Genomic DNA, 21305 nt, shown 5'->3' on the forward strand with positions numbered 1-21305 from the left:
GGTTGATAAAGCACTAATAGCAAAGCTTAGAGAGAAATACATGCAATGCCCGCCGGAAGGCATGTCGGCGGATGAAATCCGTGAGATGGACGATGAAGACCTTCTCGATATGGATTACTTCATGCACGAAGATGATGAATTCTTTGACGAGGTAGACTGATAATAACAATCAGCATACCTCCGCTTTGCATGGCCCGGTCTTGCCCGGGCCTTCAATTCAAGGTTGCGCCATCAAGGCGCAATTTCCTATTAAATAAAAAAACCACCTGAATAATCAGGTGGTAATTTTTAATACTTAATTAACTAAACAATTAAGCTCTTTCTACTTTGTTTGATCTAAGGCAGCTTGCGCAAACGTGCATTCTCTTAGTAGAGCCATTAACCTTACAAGCAACGTGCTGAACGTTTGACTTCCAAACTCTATTAGATCTTCTATGAGAATGGCTTACGTTGTTTCCGAAATGAACGCCCTTGCCACAAATATCACATTTAGCCATTTTGACACCTCCTTATAAGCCATGTAATGTTTAAATCTAATCATTTCATTGCGGTTTGTGTCCGCAACATTGATATATTAGCAGAAAGTAAATATAATTGCAAGTAAATCTTACAAAAAATATGGTTTATTTTTTATTAAACTGCTATTATAATACTATATGTATGCGATAAGATGGCTTTTTAGGCTATCTTCTATAAACGCGTTAAGGAGGAAATATATGAAGGCTTCTGTAGTGAATACGCATATGGGAAATATTTCTATTGATAACGAAGTAATTGCCCAGTACGCAGGTGCTGTAGCAATGGAGTGCTTTGGCATTGTTGGTATGGCAAATGTTAATGTTAAGGATGGACTTGTTAGTCTTCTTAAACTGGACTCTATGACAAGAGGAATCAACGTAACTCTTGACGAGGGTGATAAACTTAGACTTGACTTCCATGTTATAGTTGCTTATGGTGTTAGTATTTCTGCTGTATCAGAAAATCTTATAGATACTGTTAAATATAAGGTAGAGGAATTTACGGGGCTTGAAATCGAGAAGATCAATATCTATATCGAAGGCGTCCGTGTAATTGACTAATTCGATTGCAAGTTCTAGGAGGAATTTATTTTGAGTAACAATTGTTTAGACGCTAAGATGCTGTCAAAGATGTTTTTGACTGGTGCCAAGAATCTTGAAGCCAAGAAGGAATGGATAAACGAGCTTAACGTTTTCCCTGTTCCTGATGGAGATACAGGTACCAACATGACAATGACGATCATGTCTGCAGCCAAGGAAGTAAGCTCCCTTGGAGAGAATGCTTCCATGGAAGCCATCTGTAAGGCTATTTCTTCTGGCTCACTTCGAGGGGCTAGAGGTAACTCGGGTGTTATTCTTTCGCAGCTTCTTAGAGGATTTACCAAGGTTGTTAAGACCCACGATGAAATTGATGTAAAGATTCTTGCAGAAGCTTTTGATAAAGCTGTAGAGACTGCCTACAAGGCAGTTATGAAGCCCAAGGAAGGTACAATCCTTACCGTAGCCAAGGGCGCTAGCGAGAAAGCTAAAGAGCTCGCTGTAGAAGGTACAGAGGATATTGAATATTTCAGCAATGAAGTTATTAAATATGCAGATGAGGTTCTTGCCAAGACTCCTGATATGCTTCCTGTTCTAAAGCAGGCTGGCGTTGTTGATTCAGGCGGACAGGGTCTTATGCAGGTTCTCAAGGGAGCTCTTGATGGTTACCTCGGCAAAGAGATTGATCTTTCTATAACAGAAGAACAGGTAACACCTGGTGCCAGAACTAAGGCTGAGCCTAAGGAAGAAGACATCAAGTTTGGCTATTGTACAGAGTTTATAGTTCTTTTAAATAAGCCTTTAAATGTTAAGCAGGAGATTGATTTTAAGGGATTTCTTGAATCAATCGGTGACAGTATTGTTCTCGTTGCAGATGATGAAATCTGTAAGGTTCATGTTCACTCAAATGATCCTGGACTAGCTATTCAGAGAGCTCTTATGTATGGTCAGCTTTCAAACATGAAAATTGACAACATGAGAATGGAACATAGAGAGAAGCTTTTCCATGAAAATAGCGATGGTTCTTGGGCTGAGATCAAGACAGAAATTAATGGCGCTGCTGAAATGACTCCAACATATTCCAAAGATGATGAGATTCCTCTTGGAAACAAGGTTAATATGGATAGCGAAGAGGAAAAGGCGCCTGCAGAGCCTCCTAAGGAAATTGGATTTGTTACCGTTTGCGCTGGATCAGGCCTTGCTGATATCTTCAGAGGACTTGGTGTTGACTATGTAATAGAAGGCGGTCAGACAATGAACCCAAGTACTGCGGATATTTTAGACGCAGTTGAAAAGGTTAATGCTAAGACAGTTATCGTTCTTCCTAACAATAAGAATATTATTCTTGCTGCAAATCAGGCTGCAATTATGTCTGAAGATAATGCAGATGGAAAGAAGATTGTAGTTGTCCCATCCAAGACTGTTCCACAGGGAATTACTGCTATTATTAACTATGTTCCTGAGACTCCAGTCGATGAAGTAGTTTCTGCAATGACTGAGTCGCTAGGTACAGTAAATACAGGTGAAGTTACTTACGCTGTAAGAGATACCAAGATTGATGATGTTGAGATCAGACAGGGTGATTACATGGGTATTGGTGATGCCGGAATCCTAGCAGTTGGTGGAGAGATTGCGGACGTTACATTTGACATGCTTGATAAGATGATGTCTGAGGAGCTTGAGCTCATCAGCATTTATTACGGAAGCGATGTAGATGAGAAGGACGCTGATGCTCTCAGGAGCAGAGTTTCTGAGAAATTCCCTAATTGTGATGTAGAGCTCCAGTATGGCGGTCAACCAATATACTACTACATAGTTTCAGCTGAATAATAAGAGTAATATTGCCGGGCTTTTTGCCCGGCTTTTTCTTTATGCACAATACAATGTATAATAGTTTTATCTTTGATTTTAGGAAGGTGCCATTATGGGGAGTGGTTATTCTCAGGAACTAGTAATAAACTTAAAAGGAGTCGGGGAGAAGATATCTAAACTTTTTGAAAAATGTGGTGTAAGGACTGTTGGAGATCTTTTGTCCTACTATCCAAGAGCCTATGACGGTTTTCTTGCCCCTGTAAGAGCATGTGATGCCATTTCAGGCCAGGTTAACGCTGTTAAACTTACTATAATTGGCAGTATAGTGAAACGTCGTGTCAGAAACCTCTCTATTATTGCTTTTGAAGCTGCTGATGAAACTGGCAGAATAAAGATGACCTATTTTAATGCTCCATATCTCGCTTCTTCTCTCAAGAGCGGAACAACTCACATATTTAGGGGCATGGTTCAAAAGAAGGGCTCATTTTTAACTATGGATCAGCCCAAGATGTATAGCATAGAAGAGTATTCATCTCTAATTGGAAAGCTTCTTCCAAGATACCCTCTAGTAAAAGGACTGACCAATAATGCGGTTATGAAAGCAATGGAACAGGCCTTTCTAGGGGCTGAAGCCTCTAAAGAGTTTATACCAAGCGATATCCTGAACAGGCTAGGGCTAATTGGTCTTTCAGAGGCTGTTAGAGGCATTCATTTTCCTGCAAATGAAAAAATGCTTGAAGATGCCAGAAGAAGGCTTGCATATAATGAATTTTTACTATTTGTGTTAAGACTAAGGCTCCTTAAGAAGAATTCTGAAGAATTGTCTAATTCTTTTCCTATGCTCGAAACATCAGAAACCAGACGTTTACTAGAAGTTTTACCATATAAATTAACAAGTGCTCAGCTGCAAGCCTGGGAGGATATTCTTCATGATATTTCAGGGCCGTCTGTAATGAACAGGCTAATTCAGGGTGATGTGGGATCTGGCAAGACAATCCTGGCTTTCATGGCTCTTTTAACTGCCGCAGCAAATGGCTACCAGGCAGCTCTCATGGCTCCGACAGAAGTCCTTGCTGCCCAGCATTTTGAAGGTTTTAAAGAACTTATCGATAAATATGGTATCAGCTCCTTGAAACCAGTTCTTTTAACAGGAGCTCTTTCTGCCAAGGATAAAAGAGAAGCCCAGCGCCTTATAAGTCTTGGAGAAGTAAATTGTATTATCGGAACAAATGCGCTCATACAGGACAAAGTAGATTATAAGAATCTCGCGCTTGTAGTTACCGATGAGCAGCACAGATTTGGAGTAAGACAAAGAGAAGCTCTTGCTGGTAAGGGACTTAACACCCATGTTCTTGCTATGAGTGCCACACCAATTCCCAGAACACTTGCGATAATTCTTTATGGAGATCTTCATATATCCATAATAAATGAACTTCCAGGCGGGCGTCTCCCTATAAAAAACTGTGTTGTAGGAACTGACTACAGGCCAAAAGCTTATAAATTCATAAAAGATCAGGTAGAAGCCGGGAGGCAGGCTTATGTCATTTGTCCTATGATAGAAGAAGGAGAACTTGATGGCCTATGCAATGTGACAGATTATACTGAAATACTGCGTCAGAACTTACCGTCCAGTATTCGTGTTGAGATGCTCCATGGCAAAATGAAGCCAAAGGAAAAGGACGAGATAATGGAAGCCTTTGCAAGAAAAGATATTGATGTTCTTGTTTCTACCACTGTTATCGAGGTTGGAATTAATGTCCCTAATGCAACTGTAATGATGATTGAAAATGCTGAAAGATACGGCTTATCTCAGCTGCATCAGCTAAGAGGAAGAGTTGGACGTGGTAAGCATCAGTCTTACTGCATTTTTCTAAATACCTCAGAAGGTGAAGATGCTAAAAAGCGTCTCGATATCATGAATAAGTCAAATGATGGATTCAAGATAGCAGAGGAAGATTTAAGACAGCGAGGGCCTGGCGACCTTTTTGGAGTTCGACAGAGCGGAGACCTTAATTTCAGGGTAGGGGATATCTATCATGACAGTGATCTGGTAAAAGAATCTGCCATGGACGCTGATAGAATTTTATCCGAAGATCCAGACCTAAGTCTTCCACAATATCGTGTGCTTAAAGAGACACTAGCCACAAAATCTGCAAATTTTATTGACTTTGCTACTTTATAAAAGTAAGATATCTTTAGTTGAATAAGAAAATAGGAGCATTATCGGCACAAGCCGGGACAGGGGAGAAAATGTCTAAGATAGCAGTTATAACTGATAGTAATAGCGGAATCACACAGTCTCAGGGTAAGGAACTTGGTATTTTTGTTGTTCCTATGCCATTTACAATTAACAACGAAGATTATTTTGAGGACATAAACCTGACTCAGGATGAGTTTTATAACAAATTAGCAGAAGATGCTACTGTTTCTACAAGCCAGCCATCTCCAGATTCTCTTATGACTCTTTGGGATAAGGTTTTGAAAGAGTATGATCAGATTATTTATATTCCAATGAGTAGCGGTCTTTCTGGATCATGCCAGAGTGCTTTTATGATTGCATCTGAAGAATATGAAGGCAAGGTATTTGTTGTAGACAATCAGCGAATATCTGTAACTCAGAGACAGTCGGCCTTAGATGCCAAGGAAATGGCAGAGGCTGGGCTTTCTGCAGAAGAAATCGTTGAAAAGCTTATGGAGAATAAGTTTGAATCAAGCATATATATTATGCTTGATACTCTATATTACCTTAAAAAGGGCGGCAGGATAACACCTGCAGCAGCTGCACTTGGAACACTTTTGCGCTTGAAACCGGTTCTTCAGATTCAGGGCGAGAAGCTTGATGCTTTTGCCAAGGCAAGAACAAGTTCTCAGGGTAAGAATATCATGATAAATGCCATTAAGGCAGATATAGAGAACAGGTTTGGAGGCATGGAAGCCAAGGACTTCTGGATTTCCTGTGCCTATACCAAAAACTTAGAGTCTGCAAATGCCTGGAAGAAGGAACTGGAAGATGCTTTTCCGGGATTTGATATAAATATGGATCCTCTTTCATTATCTGTTGCATGTCACATAGGACCTGGTGCACTGGCAGTAACAGTAACGAAAAAGGTTCATTTCTGATTTACAAATTATTATTTTAGAAAAAAGTTTTATTAAAGGGGTTTTATAGCATGGCATCATTTGAACAATATGACGCTTCCAGTATTACAGTACTAGAGGGGCTTGAAGCAGTTAGAAAGCGTCCTGGTATGTACATTGGAAGTGTTACCACTCGTGGACTTAACCATCTGGTTTATGAGATCGTTGATAACGCGGTGGACGAACATCTGGCAGGATTCTGCACAATTATCCATGTTACTCTTGAAGCTGATGGTTCAGCTACAGTTGAAGATAACGGAAGAGGTATCCCTGTTGGAATGCACGCAAAAGGCATTACTGCTGAGCGTGTAGTTCTTACTATGCTACATGCCGGCGGTAAATTTGATAATAATGCATATAAGACAAGTGGTGGACTTCATGGTGTAGGTTCATCAGTTGTTAACGCGCTTTCAACGAGAATGAGCGTTAGAATTAAAAAGGATGGTTTTATCTATGAGGATTCCTATGAGAGAGGAATTCCTACGACCAAGCTTGTTGACGGGCTTCTTACACCAGTTGGAACAACTAGGGAAACAGGAACATGCATAAATTTCCTGCCTGATGATACTATTTTTGAAAAGACCAGATTTAAAGAGGATGATATTAAATCAAGGCTTCATGAAACTGCTTATCTTAATCCTGAACTTACCATTATTTTCCAGGATAAGAGACCAGGCGTTGAGGAATATATAGAGTTCCACGAGCCCGATGGTATCACTGGCTTTATCAAGGATATGAATAAGTCAAAAGAGTCTGTGCATGAGGTAGTTTCCTTTAGCGGTGAATCTGAAGGTGTAGAGGTTGAAGTTGCCTTTCAGTATGTCAATGAATTCCACGAAGAAGTCCTTGGCTTTTGTAATAACATCTACAATGCCGAAGGTGGTACACATCTAACCGGCTTTAAAACTATGTTTACTAATATCATCAACCAGTATGCAAGAGAACTCAATATCCTAAAGGATAAAGACAATAACTTTACAGGTACTGATGTTAGAAATGGTATGACTGCAGTTGTATCCATCAAACACCCTGATCCTAGATTTGAAGGTCAGACCAAGACTAAGCTTGACAATCAGGACGCTGCCAAGGTTGTTTCAAAGATAACTGGCGATGAGATGACAAGATTTTTTGATAGAAATCTTGAAGTCCTTAAGTCCATTATTGGCTGCGCTGAAAAAGCTGCCAAAATCAGGAAAACTGAAGAAAAAGCCAAGACCAACATGCTTACCAAGCAGAAATATTCCTTTGATTCTAATGGTAAGCTTGCAAACTGCATCAGCAAGGATGCTTCTAAATGCGAGATATTTATTGTAGAGGGAGATTCTGCCGGCGGCAGTGCCAAGATGGCAAGAGACAGGAATTACCAGGCTATTCTTCCAATCAGAGGTAAGATCCTAAATGTTGAAAAGGCTAGTATCGATAAGGTTCTTGCCAATGCTGAGATCAAGACCATGATCAACGCTTTTGGCTGTGGCTTTTCAGAAGGCTATGGCAATGATTTCGATATTAATAAACTTCGATATGACAAGATCATTATCATGGCGGATGCCGACGTTGATGGTGAGCATATAGCAACGCTACTTCTTACCTTGTTTTATAGATTCATGCCTGAACTAATATTCCAGGGGCATGTTTATATTGCCATGCCACCTCTTTACAAGGCTATTCCTGCAAGAGGTAAAGAAGAGTATCTATATGACGACTCAGCTCTTGCAAAATATAGAGCTACTCATAAGGGCAGCTTTACACTTCAGAGATATAAGGGTCTTGGTGAAATGGACCCTGAACAGCTTTGGGAGACAACTCTGGATCCAGAAAAGAGACTTTTAAAGGCAGTTGAGATTGAAGATGCCAAGATGGCTTCTCAGATGACTGAGCTTCTTATGGGTGTTGATGTACCTCCAAGACGAGAATTTATTCATCAGCATGCCACAGATGCTGAACTTGATATTTAACATGATATAGGTTAAGCATTTTGACTTTACATAGTATTACTCGGGAGAAAAAATGGAAGATAGAATTATCAAAACCGAATATTCGGATATAATGCAAAAATCATTCATAGATTATGCTATGAGTGTTATTGTTGCCCGTGCGCTTCCTGATATCAGAGATGGTCTCAAACCTGTTCAGAGAAGAACTCTTTATGATATGTATGAACTGGGCATCAGATATGACAGACCTTACAGAAAAAGTGCCAGAATTGTGGGCGATACCATGGGTAAATACCACCCACATGGTGATAGCTCTATTTATGACTGTCTTGTAGTAATGACTCAGGACTTTAAAAAGGCTGTACCCCTTGTAGATGGTCATGGTAACTTTGGCAATATAGAAGGTGACTCGCAGGCAGCCATGCGATACACCGAGGCTCGTCTAGCCAAGATTACCCAGGAGCATTTCCTTGAAGATCTGGACAAGAATGTTGTTGATTTTGTTCCAAACTTTGATGAAACTGAAAGAGAACCATCTGTACTACCAGTTAAGATACCTAATTTCCTGATAAATGGATCTGAAGGTATAGCTGTAGGTATGGCAACCAGCACTCCTCCTCACAATTTAGCAGAAGTTATTGATGCTGAAATTGCCTATATGCAGGATGATACTCTTACTACCAAGGATCTTATGAAATACATAAAAGGTCCGGATTTCCCTACAGGCGGCATAGTCATCAATAAAGATGAACTTTTAGAAATCTATGAAACTGGTGTTGGTAAGATCAGGATCAGAGGTAAGGTAGAGACCGAAAAGGGCAAGAATGGTCATATCAATCTAGTTATAACTGAGATCCCTTATACAATGATCGGTATGGGAATTGGCAAGTTCATGTCAGATGTAGCTGAACTTGCTGAAAAGAAAGTCACAAACGATATCATTGATATTTCAAACCAGTCCTCCAAGGAAGGTATCCGCATTGTTATTGAGCTAAAAAAGGATACTGACGTTGAGAACTTTACTAATCTTTTATACAAAAAGACCAAGCTAGAGGATACTTTTGGCGTAAACATGCTGGCTATCGACAATGGCAGGCCCGAGACTATGTCCCTAAAAGAAATCATGAGGGCTTGTGCTGATTTCCAGTTTGAAGTTGCAACACGTAAGTACACAACACTTCTAAAAAAGGAACAGGACAAAAAGGAAATTCAGGAAGGTCTTATAAAAGCCTGCAATGTAATTGATCTTGTTATTGAAATCCTTAGAGGTTCCAAGGATAGAGCTATGGCCAAGAATTGCCTTGTAAACGGAATCACTGATGGTATCAGCTTTAAATCAAGAGAATCCAAGGCCATGGCTGCTCAGCTCATGTTTACTGAGGCTCAGGCTGACGCGATTCTTGAGATGCGCTTATATAAACTGATTGGTCTTGAACTTGAGGCACTTGTTAAAGAGCATGAGGCGACAGTTGCAAACATTTACAGATATGAAGATATTCTTGAAAGCCACGAGTCAATGTCAATGGTAATCCAGAATGATCTTCAGAAGATTAAAAAAGAATTCCAGGCCGCAAGAAGAACAGTTATTGACAACAGAGAAACTGCTGTTTATGAAGAAAAACCAGTAGAAGAGATGGATGTGGCTTTTATCATGGATAGATTCGGCTATGCCAAGACAATTGATGCTTCTACCTATGAAAAAAATAAAGAAACCATCCTTGCTGAGTTCAAATACTCATTCATAATGAAAAATACAGGAAAGGTATGTTTCTTTACAAATACCGGTAATCTTCATACAGTCAAGGCAATGGATCTTCCACAGGGCAAGATGAGGGATAAGGGAGTACCTATCGATAATGTAAGTAATTTTGATACTTCCAAGGAAACAATCATTCTTGCAGCCAGTCAGTCAGACCTTAATCTTTACAGAATTCTTTTTACAACCAAGATGTCTATGATGAAAATTGTAGATGGCGGAGAATTCGATGTTTCAAAGAGAACAGTAGCTGCCACAAAGCTTGCTGATGGCGATGAAGTTGTAAATGTTGAGATACTTCATGCTCAGAAGACAGTTATACTTAGGTCTAATGAGGGATTCTTCCTTAGATTCTATGTAGATAGCATACCAGAAAAGAAGAAGGCTGCTGTGGGCGTAAGAGGAATGCGCCTTGGTAAAAATGATTATATTAGAGATGTCTTTTACCTTAATGATATGGAGGAAAGGGCGATTGAGCACAATGACAAAGAGCTTCAATTGGGACATCTTAAGGTAACCAGTCGTGATACAAAGGGAACAAAGGTAAGATTATGAGAGTAATAGCAGGTAGCGCCAGAAGACTTAAACTTGTAACTCCAGAGGGCAATGATACAAGGCCAACTCAGGACAGAATCAAAGAAACATTATTCAATATGCTGCAAATGCAGGTTCCAGGGGCCATTTTCATTGATCTTTTTGCTGGAAGCGGTGGAATCGGTATAGAAGCACTTTCAAGAGGAGCCAAAAAAGCTTACTTTATTGAAAATGCTCAGGGCGCTTATAAATGCATAATGGCCAATCTTAAGACCACTCATTTTGAGGAAGATGCAACAGTTCTCAAGCAGGACGTTGTTATAGGACTTAGAAATATTCATGAAGAAGAAGCTGACATAATTTTTATTGATCCTCCTTATCATGAAGATCTGTACGAGAGAACTTTAATGCAGCTTTCATCTATGGATTATGTTACTGAGCATACCATGATCATTTTGGAAAGCCCCCTTGAAATGGACTTTGATTTCGTAAATGATCTTGGTTTTGAAATCAGAAGAGTAAAAGAGTATAAAACAAATAAGCATGTGTTTATATATAGAAAGGCAGATTAAATGAAGACTGCATTATACCCAGGTAGTTTTGATCCAGTTACTTACGGACATTTGGACATTATAAGACGTGCATCCCGTATGTTTGATACAGTTATCGTGGCTGTCATGTGCAATTCCGCGAAAACTCCATTGTTTACGCTTGATGAACGTGTTAAAATGATAAGAGAGTCTGTAAAGGATCTTGATAATATCATTATTGAGTCTTTTGATGGTCTTCTTATTGACTATTGCAGAGATAAGAACATTCATACAGTTGTAAGAGGCCTTCGCGCCATTACAGATTTTGAATATGAACTTCAGATAGCACAGACTAACAGAGAGTTATCTCATGGTGAAGTAGACACAGTTTTCCTTACAACTAACATCAAATATTCTTATCTTAGCAGCTCCGTTGTCAAGGAAGTTGCAAGCTATAATGGGGATATAACACCATGTGTTCCGGATTTTGTAGCAAATGCGCTATATAGTAAATTCGGATTTGACAGATAATTAAGAGACTAATTTAGGGGGATAATAGTATGACAAGTAGGATTGAGCAGCTGATTGATGAAATCGAAACCTATATCGATAACTGTAAGCCTCAGCCACTTTCACAGACAAAAATCATTGTCAACAAGGAAGAAATCGACGAACTTTTAAGAGAACTTAGAAGCAAGACTCCTGAAGAAATCAAAAGATATCAGAAAATAATCAGCAATAAGGAAGCCATTTTAAATGATGCAAGGCAGAAAGCTCAAAACCTTATTGATGAGGCTACAGCCCATACAAATGAGCTTATCAATGAACATGAGATCATGCAGCAGGCTTATGCTCAGGCTAATGAAGTTGTATCTCAGGCTGCTTCACAGGCCAAGGAAATACTAGACAGAGCTATGATTGAAGCCAATGACATGAAGGCATCGGCTGTACAGTATACTGATCAGCTTCTTGCGGGTGTAGAGGATATTATTTCTCAGTCCATCGATGCAACAAGCAAGAATAATGATGATATTATTGCAAATATTAAATTAAACAGCGAAAATATGATCAAATCGATCAACCAGAGTAATGACAGCATTTTGTCTGCACTTACTCAGTACAGCGAGGTTATAAGATCTAACAGGTCAGACCTTCGCCCACCAGAGGTTATTAAACAGGCACCTGAGCAGGTTGCGGCTCCAGTTGAGAATGCCAGCGACCCTTCATCTAATACAGCACCTTTAGACATTGATCTTCTTTAATTTAATTCTTATAGGCTGTCGCCATCGGCGGCAGCTTTTCTTAGATTATAAAGTTATGTAATTATTTAGGGGGATTTATGAAAAGATTACTATCAGCTATTTTTAGTTTTATTTGTATTTTTATACTTGTTTTCTCTAGATATAGCACTACAAGCATTGCTGCTCCTAAGACTTATGTAATAGTCATAGATCCTGGACATGGCGGAGTTGGCGACAGGAATCTCGGAGCTCAGTATAACGGCTTTTCCGAGAAGGAATTAACCTTGATGGTTGCAAATGCCATGAAGGCCGAACTGGAAAAATATGACAATGTGTCTGTATACCTTACCAGGGAAACAGATACTATTGTAGGTCTTGATACTAGAGCTGCTATTGCCAAGAATCTAGGGGCTGACTTTGTTTTCAGTATTCATTTTAATGCCTCTTCAGAGCATTTATACTACGGAAGTGAGATATGGACTTCTGCATTTGGATCTTATTATCAAAAAGGTTATGATTTTGGCCAGATAGCAAGCAATGAACTTGCATCCCTTGGTTTGTATCAGAAGGGAGTAAAAACTAAGATAGGTAATTCTGGGAAAGACTATTACGGAATTATCAGAAACTGTGTTGCGAGAGGAATCCCTTGTGATATAATCGAGCACTGCTATTTGGATCATGCTTATGATGTTCAGCACCTTAGTCAAAAGGATTTCTGCACTAAGCTGGGAGTATCAGATGCTACAGCAGTAGCTAAATATTTTAAATTAAAATCATCATCAACAGGGGTTGATTATTCAACCTTCTCTTATAAATCGGTTAAAAAGCCGACTAGTACTGTTTATCATGATACAACAGATCCTGATACATGCCAGATAAAGACACTGGCCTATGACAGCACAAGCAGAAACGTCCTTGTAGAAATGACAACAAAAGACAAGCAAAGCCCCATAATTTATTTCTCTTATAGTTATGATGGTGGTACAACATTCTCACCTCTTCAAATGTGGGATAGGACCAAAGAAACGCAATCTTTTAATGTAAAGATACCAGCTTCTGTAAAAACATCCAATATAGTTTGCAGAGCTTATAACAGCTATGAACTGTTTAAACAGAGTAATGAGGTAACAATTGAGACTAGATAAATTTTTAGGACTTATGGGCGTTGGTACCCGCAAGCAGATAAAAGAATATGTAAAAAACGGAAGATGCCAGGTAAATGGTATAGTTGTTTCCAAAGCTGACATCCATGTAGATGAGAATAAAGATGTAATATCTTTTGACGGAAATGAGCTCGGATATAGCAAGTACCATTACTTTATGCTATACAAACCGCAGGGAGTAGTATCAGCGACAACAGACGGCAGGAACACAACTGTTCTTGACCTTCTTGCAGATGAAAATGTAAAGGGCCTTAGTCCTGCAGGAAGACTTGATATTGACACAGAAGGTCTTTTACTTTTGACAGATGATGGAGGTCTCATTCATAGGCTTCTTTCTCCTAAAAAGCACGTGGATAAAGTTTACGAGGTTCATCTTGCAAGCTCTTTATCAGAAGAAGATATTGATAAGTTGCAAAAAGGGCTTGATATCGGAGATAAAAAAGATAATGGCGATATAGACTATACGCTTCCTGCAAAGGTGATAGATAAAGGCCTGGATAAGGAAAACAGGCCAGTTGTCCATCTTATCATACATGAAGGAAGATTTCATCAGGTTAAACGTATGATGGAAGCAGTGGACAATGAAGTTCTTTTCCTAAAGCGTCTATCCATGGGCCCACTTGTTCTTGATGAAAATTTAATTCCTGGAGAATACCGTAAACTAACAGATGAAGAGCTTTCTGCTCTCGGGGTAAAATAACTTGAAAGGTTTTGTTTTATGAAAAAGATTTATAAAGGGGATTTCGGATATATCAGATATAACAGGAAGAAGGCTATTATCAGGACAGCGATTTCCCTTGCGATTACACTACTTATCTTTGCAGCAGGTCTAATTATTTATCATTCTCAGAAAAGCGTATTTAGTATTATTGCAGCCCTTGGCTGTCTTCCTACTGGTTGGAGCGCCGTTAATATGATAATGCTCCTAAAGGCAAAGCCATGTTCTGAAGAAGACCACAAAAAAATACTAAAGCATTGCGGAGAGCTTCTCATTCATTACGACCACGTGATCACATCCTATGACAAGAATTTTTACGTAAATGCTTCAACTGTTCTTGATAAGAATATTATTTGTTATACAGCAGATGAAGACATGGATATTGCAGACTGTGAAAAGCACATCAAAAAGATGATGGCGCCAAGTGGTTATTCAAGCTACAGCATAAAGATCTTTGACAATATTGATAAGTTCTGTGAAAGGCTTTCCCAGCTTGAAAGGCTAAGAAAAGAAAAAGGCATTGACATGCAGAAGATTGAGGACTCCTGGCAACCTGGTACTGTACAGACGCCTGCGTCCATTCTTTTATCCATATCACTTTAATGGAGTAGAAGACCATGAAAGAAATCATAATTGGAAATAATGAGCTAGACAAGCGACTTGATAGCTTCTTGAAATCATACCTTCCAAACGCATCCTTTGGCTTTATATACAAGATGCTTCGCAAAAAGAATATTACTCTCAATGGCAAAAAAGCTGATGGCAAAGAAAAGCTATCAAAAGGCGATAAAATTGCAATCTTTTTTGCTGATGAGACCTTAGAGAAATTCAGAGGCTCAGTCACAAATTCTAAAGAGCCTTCTAAAGGAGTCTCTATTAACGAATATAAAACTGCCTATGAAAAAATAGGAAATCTTCAGGTAGTCTTTGAAAATGATCATGTTTTATTTGTAAATAAGCCTGCTGGAATATTAACTCAAAAAGCAGAAGCTGGCGACATAAGCCTTAATGAATGGCTCATTGGCTATATGCTCTCAAAGGGACAGATTTCTCAAGAAGAACTTGAAACCTATAAACCTTCTGTCTGCAACAGGCTAGATAGAAATACAAGTGGACTTGTGATATGCGCCAAGTCATTAAAAGGCGCCAGAGTCATGAATAAAATGCTAAAAGACAGAACTCTTGATAAGTATTATAGGACTATAGTTTCTGGGCATATTCAGAAAGGTTCTAAATTAAAGGGCTTCTTGTATAAAGATGAAGCCCAGAACAAAGTCATCATTCAAAAAGAAGATCCAGGGGATAATAAGTATTCCTATATTGAAACTGAATATATTCCTTTGAAATATCTTAAGGAACAGGATATGACATATCTTGAAGTCAAACTAATAACTGGTAAACCACATCAGATCAGGGCACATCTGCAGAGCCAAAATACTCCAATAATCGGGGATCGTAAATATGGTGGCAAAAGCGTATATGGCCTTAAATTCCAGCTTCTTCACAGCTACAGACTTATATTCCCTGAAAATATGGATGAGGAATTATCTGATCTATCCGGAAGAGAATTCATTGCAGAACTGCCAGACATCTATGGCAGAATTCTAGAAAAGGGGTAATATGCCTACTTGGAAATCAAGAGGCCTTAGGGGGTCAACCTTAGAGGAACTTATAAACAGATCTAATGAGAGATATCAGGAGCTTTCTCTTGCTCTTATCCAGAAGATTCCTACACCTATTACACCTATCAATATTGAAAAAGAAACTCGTCACATTACTTTGGCATACTTCGACCAGAAAAGTACAGTTGATTATATCGGAGCTGTGCAGGGGATACCTGTTTGCTTCGATGCCAAAGAGTGTGCATCTACAACCTTTACTCTTGAAAATATCCATCCTCACCAGGTCAAATTCATGGATGACTTTGAAAAACAGGATGGAATTGCTTTTTTCTTAATTTATTTCACATCCCTAAATGAATTTTATTATCTACCCTTTAGACGCTTATTAGAATTTTGGAAAAGAGCTGAAAACGGCGGCAGAAAAAGTTTTAGAAGAGACGAACTCGACGATAAATATATTATCAAATCTCCAGGAGAGAGTGGAATTCTAGTGCCATACCTTGATCTTATCCAAAAAGATCTTGATGAAAGAGACTAAATACTTTTTTGTTGACATAGGACTAACCATCAGTTAAACTTTTTACTATGATAATATGCTAATGAATTAGCACTGTACAGTATTAAAGTGTTTCTTTTATAGAAAGAGGTGTCTATGACAAAAGTTCTTTTGCATACTCCAGATGGGGTAAGAGATATCTATGGCAAGGAATGCAGCGATAGAAAGCTTATCTGCAACAGGATACATGACAAGATTAAAAGCTTTGGTTACAAGGACATAGAGACTCCGACCTTTGAGTTTTTTGATGTTTTTGCAGAAGAAATCAATGCTGCTGATACCAAGGAACTATACAAGTTCTTTGACAAGGAAGGTAATACTCTTGTGCTTAGGCCGGACTTTACTCCTTCCATTGCCCGCTGTGCTTCCAAAGTATTGCTTGATAATGGGAATCCTGTAAAGGTTGTTTATCAGGGTTCTTCATTCCTTAATGTTTCAAACCTTCAGGGTAAACTCAAAGAAAACTATAATATTGGCGTGGAGCTTATGAATGATTCTTCAGTCTACGCTGATGCGGAGGCCATAGCTCTTTTGATAGAGAGTCTTAAATGCTCTGGCCTTTCAGATTTTCAGGTTAGCATAGGAGATGCTGATTATTACAAGGGAATCTGCGAGGAAGCTGGCATTGACTCAGATACAGAAGAGGAGATCAGAGCCCAGATAATTGGTAAAAACTATTTTGCTGCCGAAGCTATCATGAGGGAAAAGAACATTCCTGAAAAATATGCAAAGCTAATTGTTAAAGTTTCAGAATTTATAGGTTCTGACAGTGCTCTTGATAAGGCAATGAATGAAGCATCGAATGACCGATCAATTTTAGCTGTAAAAAGACTTAAAGAGCTCTATAAAGTTCTTAGCTATTATGGCGTTGAAAAGTATGTTTCCTTCGATCTAGGCATTCTTTCAAGATTCAACTATTATACAGGCGTTATTTTTTCTGCCTATACTTACGGTGTTGGTGATGCAATAGCCAAGGGTGGCAGATATGATAATCTTTTGGGCAAATATGGAAAAGATGCCCCATCTATAGGCTTTTCTATTGTAATAGATGACCTTATGTCAGCTCTTTACAGGCAGGGAATTTCAGTAGAAAACAAGGAAGATATTCAAGTTTTAAAATATTCTACTGATAATTTTAAAGAAGTTCTTGAAAAAGCCATAGAACTTAGAAAAAGCGGCCAAAACGTTAGCATGCAGATGGAATGATGGAGGCATAGGATTATGAGATATTTGACGTTTGCCCTTGGCAAGGGAAGATTAGTAGACTCCACAATGGAGCTATTAAATAAATGCGGGATTACCTGCGATGAAATTTTAGATAAAAAGACCAGAAAGCTTATTTTTACAAATGAGGAGCTAAAACTTAAATTTTTTCTGGCAAAGGGACCGGATGTTCCAACTTATGTAGAATACGGCGCAGCGGATATAGGAATAGTTGGAGCAGATACGATTCTGGAAGAAAACAGAAGAGTATATGAGGTTTTAGATCTTGGCTTTGGTAAATGCAGAATGTGTGTCTGTGGTCCTCATGAAGCCAAAGAGCTTTTGACTCATAGAGAGATGATCAGAGTCGCCAGCAAATATCCTAATATTGCCAAAGATTATTTCTTTAACAAAAAACATCAGACAGTAGACATAATCAAGTTAAACGGATCAGTTGAACTTGGACCAATAGTTAATCTTTCAGATGTAATCGTAGATATTGTTGAGACAGGCTCTACACTACGTGAAAATGGTCTGGAAGTTCTTGAGGAAATCTGTCCATTATCTGCACGAATGATTGTTAATCAGGTCAGTATGCAGATGGAAACAGAAAGAATCAGAAAACTAATAAATGATATGAAGGAGAAGTTAGATACATGAGAACTTTAAAACTTACAGAGGAGACAAAAAAAGAACTTCTCGGAAATCTTTTAAATAGAAATCCAGGCAGTTTTTCGGAATACGAGAACATTGTTAATGATATAATAGAAAATGTCAGAAATAACGGTGACAAAGCTCTTTTCGAGTATACTTCCAAATTTGATAAATGCCAGCTTGATAAGGATTCTGTTAAAGTAACAGCACAGGAAATCAAGGACGCATACAAAAAGCTAAATCCAGACCTTATAGAAGTAATGAAAAAAAGCGCTGAGAATATCAGAATTTTTCACGAAAAGCAAAAGAGAAATTCCTGGATTGAAACTAGAGAAGATGGAAGCATTCTTGGAATGAGAATTATTCCAATCGAGATTTCCGGCGTCTACGTACCAGGTGGAAAAGCAGCATATCCATCAAGCGTTCTAATGAATGTTGTTCCAGCCAAGGTTGCAGGAGTTGAAAGAATTGTAATGTGTACGCCTCCTGGGCCTGATGGACTTGTTAATCCAGGAACCCTTGTTGCTGCTGATATTGCTGGGGTAACAGAAGTTTACAAAGTTGGTGGAGCGCAGGCAATAGCAGCTATGGCCTTTGGAACAGAGAGTATTCCTAAGGTTGATAAGATAACAGGTCCTGGTAATATCTTTGTTGCCCTGGCCAAGAAAGCCTGCTTTGGACATGTTTCTATTGATTCAATTGCTGGCCCAAGTGAAATCCTTGTACTTGCTGATGAAACAGCAAATGCTAGATATGTAGCAGCAGATCTTTTATCACAGGCTGAACATGATGAACTTGCAAGTGCAATTCTTGTTACAACTTCTATGAAGCTTGCAGAGGATGTTTCAAAAGAAATAGATGAGTTTTTAAAGACTTTATCAAGAGCAGATATCATCAAAAAATCTCTTGAAAACTATGGATATATATTTGTGGCTGATAATATGGACGATGCAATTGACGCTGCTAATGCAGTAGCTTCTGAACACCTTGAAATTATTACCAGAAATCCTTATGAAGATATGACCAAGATTAAGAATGCTGGAGCTATTTTCCTTGGAGAATATTCATCAGAGCCACTTGGAGACTATTATGCAGGCCCTAATCACATTCTTCCTACTAATAGAACATCAAGATTCTTTTCACCACTTAATGTAGATGACTTCCTTAAAAAGAGCAGCATTATTTCCTATTCAAGGCAGGCTCTTTCAAAGGTTCATCAGGATATTGAGCTTTTTGCCAAGGAAGAAGGGCTTACAGCTCACGCCAATTCTATAGCTGTAAGATTTGAATGATTTGCAATATTCATTAACCGAACCAGTCAATGAATATTTAATTGACCGAGTTGGTTAATACGAATTTAGTTAAATGAAAAACTGTAAAAAAGCCCTGAATATTGCAAGTTAACTTTCTAAAGAGAGCATAAACTGCAAGTTATTTAATTTTAATAAATTAATTTAACAATATTTTGTGAGGTTAATTTAAGGAGACACAATCTATGGAAAACCGCGAAGCGACAATTGCAAGAAAGACAAAAGAGACTGATATTTCCATTTCTCTCAATATTGATGGAAAAGGCAACAGCAACATTGAAACTGGCAATGGTTTCTTTGACCATATGCTGGATGGATTTGCAAGACATGGTTTTTTTGATCTTACAGTGAAAGCCAATGGTGATTTAAATGTCGATTGCCATCACACAGTAGAAGATACAGGAATAGTTCTTGGTCAGGCAATTGCAAAGGCTATTGGTGATAAAAAGGGCATCAAAAGATATGGAAGTATGATCCTTCCAATGGACGAAACACTTGTAATGTGTGCAATAGACCTTTCCGGAAGACCTTATTTTGTGATGAATGGTGAATTTGCTTCTCCTATGGTTGGAGATTTTGACACTCAGATGGTCAGGGAATTCTTTTACGCCATATCCTATAGCGCTGGCATGAATCTCCACCTGCGGATCATAACAGGGCAAAATGATCATCACAAAATTGAAGCTTTATTTAAGGCCTTTGCCAAAGCCCTGGATGAAGCAACTACAATAGATCCTAGAATTGAAAATGTACTTAGTACAAAAGGAGCACTTTAATGTCAGAGTTTAAGAAAATATATGCATCCATTTATCTTGAAAACGAGAAGGCAACAAAAACACTTAAAAGTTCGGAATATCTTGCCGAGTCTCCTATTGAACTTGCTATTAGATATTCCAATGACAACGTAGATGGGATAATTGTTTTTGACAAGTCTCCTTCAGGTGATGACAAAGCCCATGAAAAAGCTCTTGATATCATAAAAGAAATTTGCAAAAAAAGTGATGTTCCAGTGATTGGTGCTGGAAATGTAAAACGTATGGAGGACATAAAAAAACTCCTCTACGCAGGATGTAAAAAGGCTTGTCTTAATTTTTCCAAAGCCGGAAATATAGATATTCTCAAGGAAGTATCTGAAAAATTTGGCAAGGATAAAATAGTTATCTGCTATAAAGATGAAGCTCAGATCATAGATAACAAAATTACAGTAAAAGAGTTTTCTAACGAGCTTATATATATATCACCTGGAAAGGCAGATACAACTATCAGTGATGAGATTGATCTACCTGTAATTGTTCTAAAAGATAACCATGAAGTTTCTCCTCTGGATATTTTTAAGGAAAATGATATAATCTTTGGAATTTCAGGAAATATAATAAACGACAGTTCTAAAGACGTTTCAAGAATAAAAGCTGCCTGTCTTAAAGAAGGCCTTAATATGTTCAGATTTATTCCAAAATTCACCTGGGAAAATCTTAAGAAAAATTCTGATGGGATGGTACCTGTAATTGTTCAGGATTATCGTACAGATCAGGTCCTTATGTTGGCATATATGGACAAAGAGGCTTATAATAAAACTCTAAGTACAGGAAAAATGACATATTTTAGCCGCAGCAGAAATGAGCTTTGGATAAAGGGTGAGACAAGTGGCCACTATCAGTTTGTTATGTCGCTTACAGCTGATTGCGATCTTGATACAATCCTTGCCAAGGTAAAACAGGTTGGAGCAGCCTGCCACACCGGCAGCTACTCATGTTTCTTTAACGAAATCGCTAAAAAGGATTATAGCGAAAAGAACCCTCAGAAAGTCCTTGATAGTGTATTTGAAGTTATAAAAGACAGAAAGGCAAATCCAAGAGAAGGCTCCTATACCAATTATCTTTTTGATAAAGGGCTTGATAAGATTCTTAAAAAGGTTGGTGAAGAGGCCACAGAGATGGTCATTGCCGCTAAAAATGAGGGTTCAAACGAAATAGTTTACGAAATGTCTGATTTCCTGTATCATATGATGGTCCTCATGGCCGAGAAAAATGTCAGCTGGGAGGATGTAACAGACGAACTATCTAGACGATAAGGGAAAAA

Annotated in this window: 20 protein-coding genes; 19 read left to right on the forward strand and 1 reads right to left on the reverse strand. The window is 38.5% G+C overall.

Annotation, left to right across the window (positions count from 1 at the left end):
* Nucleotides 1-311 precede the first annotated feature (311 nt).
* Nucleotides 312-497: a 50S ribosomal protein L28 gene (gene rpmB, locus BLO53_RS16315; RefSeq protein WP_026487808.1), complete on the reverse strand. Its 186-nt coding sequence runs from the start codon at nt 495-497 to the stop codon at nt 312-314.
* A gap of 219 nt (nt 498-716) precedes the next feature.
* Here rpmB and BLO53_RS16320 point away from each other — a divergent pair, with 219 nt between their 5' ends.
* The 19 genes from BLO53_RS16320 to hisIE all read left to right on the forward strand — a co-directional run bounded on the left by BLO53_RS16320 (nt 717) and on the right by hisIE (nt 21297).
* Nucleotides 717-1079, forward strand: a complete 363-nt coding sequence (locus tag BLO53_RS16320; RefSeq protein WP_026487807.1) for an Asp23/Gls24 family envelope stress response protein — start codon at nt 717-719, stop codon at nt 1077-1079.
* Between the two features lie 30 nt (nt 1080-1109).
* Nucleotides 1110-2885 carry a DAK2 domain-containing protein gene (locus BLO53_RS16325; RefSeq protein WP_092064008.1) on the forward strand — a complete coding sequence of 592 codons (1776 nt, stop codon included), beginning with the start codon at nt 1110-1112 and terminating at the stop codon, nt 2883-2885.
* A 94-nt stretch (nt 2886-2979) separates the two neighbouring features.
* Complete coding sequence (gene recG / locus BLO53_RS16330) at nt 2980-5049, forward strand: ATP-dependent DNA helicase RecG (RefSeq protein ID WP_092064011.1); 2070 nt, start codon at nt 2980-2982, stop codon at nt 5047-5049.
* 68 nt (nt 5050-5117) lie between these two features.
* Nucleotides 5118-5987: a DegV family protein gene (locus tag BLO53_RS16335; protein ID WP_092064014.1), complete on the forward strand. Its 870-nt coding sequence runs from the start codon at nt 5118-5120 to the stop codon at nt 5985-5987.
* A gap of 50 nt (nt 5988-6037) precedes the next feature.
* Nucleotides 6038-7960, forward strand: coding sequence for a DNA gyrase/topoisomerase IV subunit B (locus BLO53_RS16340; protein ID WP_092064017.1), 1923 nt, complete (start codon nt 6038-6040; stop codon nt 7958-7960).
* 52 nt (nt 7961-8012) lie between these two features.
* Complete coding sequence (locus BLO53_RS16345; protein ID WP_092064021.1) at nt 8013-10250, forward strand: DNA gyrase/topoisomerase IV subunit A; 2238 nt, start codon at nt 8013-8015, stop codon at nt 10248-10250.
* On the forward strand, nt 10247-10801 hold the full coding sequence (rsmD, locus tag BLO53_RS16350) for a 16S rRNA (guanine(966)-N(2))-methyltransferase RsmD (RefSeq protein ID WP_092064024.1): 555 nt from the start codon (nt 10247-10249) through the stop codon (nt 10799-10801). Before BLO53_RS16345 ends, rsmD begins: the two co-directional genes overlap by 4 nt.
* Nucleotides 10802-11290: a pantetheine-phosphate adenylyltransferase gene (coaD, locus tag BLO53_RS16355; protein WP_092064030.1), complete on the forward strand. Its 489-nt coding sequence runs from the start codon at nt 10802-10804 to the stop codon at nt 11288-11290.
* Nucleotides 11291-11319: 29 nt separating this feature from the next.
* On the forward strand, nt 11320-12021 hold the full coding sequence (locus BLO53_RS16360; RefSeq protein ID WP_092064033.1) for an ATPase: 702 nt from the start codon (nt 11320-11322) through the stop codon (nt 12019-12021).
* Between the two features lie 77 nt (nt 12022-12098).
* Nucleotides 12099-13145 (forward strand): N-acetylmuramoyl-L-alanine amidase family protein, encoded by a 1047-nt coding sequence (locus BLO53_RS16365; protein ID WP_092064036.1) that lies wholly within the window; start codon nt 12099-12101, stop codon nt 13143-13145.
* Nucleotides 13132-13863, forward strand: a complete 732-nt coding sequence (locus BLO53_RS16370; protein ID WP_092064039.1) for a pseudouridine synthase — start codon at nt 13132-13134, stop codon at nt 13861-13863. Before BLO53_RS16365 ends, BLO53_RS16370 begins: the two co-directional genes overlap by 14 nt.
* A gap of 18 nt (nt 13864-13881) precedes the next feature.
* Nucleotides 13882-14484 carry a hypothetical protein gene (locus BLO53_RS16375; RefSeq protein ID WP_092064042.1) on the forward strand — a complete coding sequence of 201 codons (603 nt, stop codon included), beginning with the start codon at nt 13882-13884 and terminating at the stop codon, nt 14482-14484.
* Nucleotides 14485-14498: 14 nt separating this feature from the next.
* Nucleotides 14499-15500, forward strand: a complete 1002-nt coding sequence (locus tag BLO53_RS16380; RefSeq protein ID WP_092064045.1) for an RluA family pseudouridine synthase — start codon at nt 14499-14501, stop codon at nt 15498-15500.
* A gap of 1 nt (nt 15501) precedes the next feature.
* The gene (locus BLO53_RS16385; RefSeq protein ID WP_092064048.1) at nt 15502-16041 is read left to right on the forward strand and encodes a Holliday junction resolvase RecU; all 540 of its coding nucleotides are present in this window, start codon (nt 15502-15504) and stop codon (nt 16039-16041) included.
* A 114-nt stretch (nt 16042-16155) separates the two neighbouring features.
* Nucleotides 16156-17265 carry an ATP phosphoribosyltransferase regulatory subunit gene (gene hisZ / locus BLO53_RS16390; protein ID WP_092064051.1) on the forward strand — a complete coding sequence of 370 codons (1110 nt, stop codon included), beginning with the start codon at nt 16156-16158 and terminating at the stop codon, nt 17263-17265.
* 15 nt (nt 17266-17280) lie between these two features.
* Nucleotides 17281-17922, forward strand: coding sequence for an ATP phosphoribosyltransferase (gene hisG, locus BLO53_RS16395; RefSeq protein WP_092064054.1), 642 nt, complete (start codon nt 17281-17283; stop codon nt 17920-17922).
* Nucleotides 17919-19208 carry a histidinol dehydrogenase gene (gene hisD, locus BLO53_RS16400; protein ID WP_092064057.1) on the forward strand — a complete coding sequence of 430 codons (1290 nt, stop codon included), beginning with the start codon at nt 17919-17921 and terminating at the stop codon, nt 19206-19208. Before hisG ends, hisD begins: the two co-directional genes overlap by 4 nt.
* Nucleotides 19209-19411: 203 nt before the next feature.
* Complete coding sequence (hisB, locus tag BLO53_RS16405; protein ID WP_092064060.1) at nt 19412-20002, forward strand: imidazoleglycerol-phosphate dehydratase HisB; 591 nt, start codon at nt 19412-19414, stop codon at nt 20000-20002.
* Entirely contained in the window at nt 20002-21297 is a 1296-nt protein-coding gene (gene hisIE, locus BLO53_RS19815; protein ID WP_092064063.1) for a bifunctional phosphoribosyl-AMP cyclohydrolase/phosphoribosyl-ATP diphosphatase HisIE, read from the forward strand. The genes hisB and hisIE overlap by 1 nt, the downstream gene beginning before the upstream one ends.
* Nucleotides 21298-21305: the final 8 nt, after the last annotated feature.

The organism is Butyrivibrio sp. INlla14, assembly GCF_900102515.1.
Lineage (GTDB): Bacteria > Bacillota > Clostridia > Lachnospirales > Lachnospiraceae > Butyrivibrio.